Genomic DNA, 4321 nt, shown 5'->3' with positions numbered 1-4321 from the left:
TCCCCCCGATCCCGGCCCGCCACCCCCAGCAGGGCTGACCCCCGCTCTCACCCCTCGCGTGCCGCCGGGTCCCGGACCCGGCGGCACGGCCATGCCACCGCCAGTCCGTATCGCAGGAGCCCCGCCGTGCCCGAGGGACACACCATCCGCCGTCTCGCCGATGACCACGCCGAACGGTTCGCGGGCGCGCCGGTCCGGGTGAGCAGCCCGCAGGGGAAGTTCTCCGACAGCGCGGCCCTGCTGGACGGGCACACCCTCGCCGCCACCGACGCCCACGGCAAACACCTCTTCCTCGGCTTCGGCGACACCGGCTGGGTCCACATCCACCTCGGCCTCTTCGGCAAGCTCGGCTTCGGCGCCGCCCCGCCCCCGCCGCCCACCGACACCGTCCGTCTCCGCCTTGTCAACGCCGGCCACTACGCGGATCTGCGCGGCCCCACCACCTGCGCCCTGATCACCGAGCCCGAGAAGCGCGCGATACACGAGCGCCTGGGCCCGGACCCGCTGCGCGGCGACGAGGACGGGGAGCGGGCCTGGCAGCGGATCTCCCGCAGCCGGACCACCATCGCCGCCCTGCTGATGGACCAGAAGGTCATCGCGGGCGTCGGCAACGTCTACCGCGCCGAGGTCCTCTTCCGCCACGGCATCGACCCGTACCGCACGGGCCGCGACCTCACCCGCGCCGAGTGGGACACGATCTGGGCGGACCTGGTGGAGCTGATGCGCGAGGGCGTCCGCAACAACCGCATCGACACCGTGCGTCCCGAACACCTCCCCGAGGCCATGGGCCGCCCGCCCCGCAAGGACGACCACGGCGGCGAGGTCTACGTCTACCGGCGCGCCCACCTGCCCTGCCACATCTGCGGTACGGAGATCCGCACCGCGGACCTGGTCTCGCGCAACCTCTTCTGGTGCCCCCGGTGCCAGCCCACGGGCCCCTCCGCCGGCGGAAAAGGCTGAAAACCGCCCGAAGAAGACCGGCGGGAACGCGCGGACGACCCCATTTCGAGCGCATTGTCACCGGGGTCCCCCTGCACCGGAGGCGTTCGGGTGGATAGGGTCCCGGCAGTGGCCCGTAGCGGAGGAACAGACGACTTCTGGGCCCGGTGGCGCAGAAAGATGCACCGGGCCCGTATCGGGCTGCGCAAATCCGGGGTCGACTACTTCCGCGGCGACGGCTCCGACTGGATCGCCCTGGCCGGTCTGCTGCTGACGATCCCGGCCATCACCGTGGCCACCGTCGTCAGCCCGATCTGGATCGACCCGGCCGCCCTCGCCCTGCCCATCGTGGCGGGCGGCCTCCTGCTGCGCCCCTCCAGCCTGCTGGGGCTGTACGCGACGGCCGCCGGCGCACTGATCGTGGAGGCGCTCACCCTCGGCCCGTATCTGGACGGCCCCGCCCGGGTCACCCCGGGCACCGTGCTCGTGGTCGCCGCCTGCGGGTTCTTCGGGCTGATCCTCGCCCAGTTCCGGGCCCGGGTCGGCGTGCCCTGGCGGCGCGGCGGCACGATGCTCTTCGACCTGCGCGAACGCATCCGGGTCCAGAGTTCCCTGCCCCGGCTGCCCCAGGGATGGCACCGCGAGATGGCCCTGCGCCCGGCCGGCGGCCAGTCGTTCTCCGGGGACTTCGTCGTCGCGGCCCGCACCCACGGGGGCCGCACCCTGGAAGCCGTCCTCACCGACGTCTCCGGCAAGGGCATGGACGCGGGCTCCCGGGCACTGTTGCTGTCCGGCGCCTTCGGCGGGCTCCTCGGGTCGCTGGCCCCGCACGCCTTCCTGCCCGCCGCCAACGGCTATCTGCTGCGCCAGGATTGGGACGAGGGGTTCGCCACTTCCATCCACCTGGTGCTGGACCTGGAGTCGGGCGACTACGAGATCTACTCCGCGGGCCATCCGCCCGCCCTCCAACTGCACGCCGGCAGCGGCCAGTGGGAGGAGAAGTCGGGGGAGGGGCCCCTGCTCGGCGTCTACGACGGGGCCGAGTTCGACGCGGTGAAGGGCTCGCTCGCGCCCGGCGACGTCCTGATGCTCTTCACCGACGGTCTGGTGGAGGCATCCGACCGGGACATCGCCGAGGGCATCGACCGCCTGACGGGCGAGGCCGACCGCTATGTCTCCACCGGCTTCGAGGGCGCGGCCTGGCATCTGATCGAGGCCTGCGCCAAGGACGTCAACGACGACCGGGCGCTGCTGCTGCTCTCCCGCCGGGCCTGAGCCCCCCCGGCAGTCCCGGGTGACGGGCGCGACCCCGGACGGCGGAGAGGCGCCCGTCACTCGTTGGCCGGGTATCGGGGCGCCTCTCCGCCGTTCGGTGGTGCTCAGCCGGCTCCGGGTCAGACCGACACCGGTACCTGCTCCTGGTCCTGGTGGTCGTCCTTGTTGCGGTCGCCCGGCAGAATGCGGGCCAGCCAGTGCGAGCGTCCGGCGGCCAGCGGCGCGAGGACGGCGAGCAGGAGGACGTAGCCGGCGATGAACGGCGAGAGCCGCTCGTCCAGTCCGGCGGCCGCCGCCATCGTGGCCAGGATGAGCGCGAACTCACCGCGGGCCACCAGCGTGGTGGCGATGTTGGACGTGGCCTGCGCGCCGAAGGAGTAGACCTTCGCCGCGGCGAGTCCGGCGGCGATGTTCATGGCGAGCGTCAGGACCACGGCCGCCACCACCGGCCACAACACGCTCGGCAGGTCACCCGGGTCGATGGAGAGGCCGAAGGCGAAGAAGAAGATGGCGCCGAAGGCGTCCCGCAGCGGGTGGACCAGCTTGAGGATGCGGTCGCCCGACGAGGTGGAGCCGAGCATCAGGCCGACCATGAACGCGCCGATCGCGTCGGCTACGCCGAACATCTCCGAGACTCCGGCGACGAAGACGGCCACACCCAGGAACGAGATGACCAGGAGCTCGTCGTCCTTGGTGTTCATCAGCTTGCCGATGAGCTTCGTGCCGAACCGGGCCGCCAGCGCGAGCAGCAGCAGGAAGCCGAAGGCCTTGCCGCCGTCGACCAGCGCGGCCGAGAGGCTGTCCGCACCGGACAGGATCGGCTGGAGCGCGGCCAGATACAGGGCGAGGAAGATGTCCTCGACGACGATGATGCCGAGGATCGGCCGGGTCTCCGGATTACCGATGCGCCCGAGGTCCACCAGGATCTTGGTGACGATCGCGGACGAGGAGATCCCGAGGACTCCGGCGAGGACCAGCGCCTCCGACGTGCCCCATCCCAGCGCGAAGCCGAATATCAGACCGGCGCCGACGTTCAGGACGAGATACGTCCCGCCCGCGATGGCCATCTTCCGGCCGCCCGTCTTGAGGTCGTCCATGTGGAACTCGAGCCCCAGGTAGAAGAGCAGGAGGACGAGTCCCAGCGCGGAGAGCATCTCCAGGTCGTGCGGGTTGGAGAGGAGCGTGTATCCGGGGGTGTGCGGGCCGAGGAGGATCCCGGCCAGGATGAACAGGGGGATCGTCGGCAGCCCGATACGGCCGCCGAGGCGGGCGAGGACGGCAGCGGCCAGGAAGGCGCCGCCCATGGCGAGGAGGGTGTCTGCGTGTCCGATGAGCCTGGTCCTTCGGGGTCGGTCAAGAGCTGGTCAAGGGGGCATCAAGAATCCATCAGTAATTAGTTTACCGAACGATTGACGCTGCAACTATGGATCCGTCGGATCGTCAATGTTCGTCCGCTTGGTCCGACCGAGGGGTCCCGTCAACACCGTCGCGGGAGCGGCGAGTTCGGATCCGGCCCCGGCCGCGGCCGTAGAGTCGGCCCATGACTGGACGGCATCTGAGCGTCTCCGAGGTGGAGGCCATCGCCCGCGAGGTCCATGCGCGGCAGACCGACAAGGCGGGCCGCCCGTACGTGGAACACCTCGCGGCGGTGGCCGAAGGCGTACGGGTACGCGGCGGCGACGACGGGCAGATCGCGGCGGCCTGGCTGCACGACGCGGTCGAGGACGACGCGCTCTGCGCCGAGTGGCTAGCGGCCGCCGCCCTGCCGCAGGAGGTGAAGGACATGGTCCTGGCGGTGACCAAGCGGCCGGGGGAGGAACTTTCCTCGTACACCGCGCGGATCCTGGCCACGCCGGGCGCGCTGCTCGTCAAAGAGGCGGACCTCGCCCACAATGCGGATCCCGCCCGCCTGGCGGTCCTGGGCGAGCCGACCCGTACCCGGCTGGCGGCGAAGTATGCGCAGGTGCGAGGGCTGCTGGGGCTGGTCGGCGGCGAATCACCCTCGGACCGAAAGGATTCGGCCAACCCGGAAACGCACTGATCCACCCGCGGCGGGGCCGACGGGTGGATCAGGGGGGAGTTGCGGGGAGGGGGCGGCCGTTCGGTC

The 4321-nt window shown here is 71.4% G+C and carries 4 protein-coding genes; 3 read left to right on the top strand and 1 reads right to left on the bottom strand.

The window, feature by feature from the left end:
- The first annotated feature begins 126 nt into the window (after nt 1–126).
- Together D3105_RS32665 and D3105_RS32660 are read left to right on the top strand one after the other, a co-directional pair.
- Nucleotides 127–960 carry an Fpg/Nei family DNA glycosylase gene (locus D3105_RS32665; RefSeq protein ID WP_118906450.1) on the top strand — a complete coding sequence of 278 codons (834 nt, stop codon included), beginning with the start codon at nt 127–129 and terminating at the stop codon, nt 958–960.
- A 159-nt stretch (nt 961–1119) separates the two neighbouring features.
- Nucleotides 1120–2214: a PP2C family protein-serine/threonine phosphatase gene (locus D3105_RS32660; protein ID WP_425315769.1), complete on the top strand. Its 1095-nt coding sequence runs from the start codon at nt 1120–1122 to the stop codon at nt 2212–2214.
- A gap of 119 nt (nt 2215–2333) precedes the next feature.
- Here the strand turns inward: D3105_RS32660 and D3105_RS32655 are convergent, their stop codons facing one another.
- Complete coding sequence (locus D3105_RS32655; RefSeq protein WP_118906448.1) at nt 2334–3518, bottom strand: cation:proton antiporter; 1185 nt, start codon at nt 3516–3518, stop codon at nt 2334–2336.
- A gap of 236 nt (nt 3519–3754) precedes the next feature.
- Between D3105_RS32655 and D3105_RS32650 the strand changes: the two genes are divergently transcribed.
- Complete coding sequence (locus tag D3105_RS32650; protein ID WP_118906447.1) at nt 3755–4255, top strand: HD domain-containing protein; 501 nt, start codon at nt 3755–3757, stop codon at nt 4253–4255.
- The last annotated feature ends 66 nt before the right edge of the window (nt 4256–4321 follow it).

This window comes from Streptomyces globisporus, assembly GCF_003501885.1.
GTDB lineage: Bacteria > Actinomycetota > Actinomycetes > Streptomycetales > Streptomycetaceae > Streptomyces > Streptomyces globisporus_D.
Note: the sequence above shows the minus strand (reverse complement) of the source record. Positions and strands in the feature narration are given on the sequence as shown.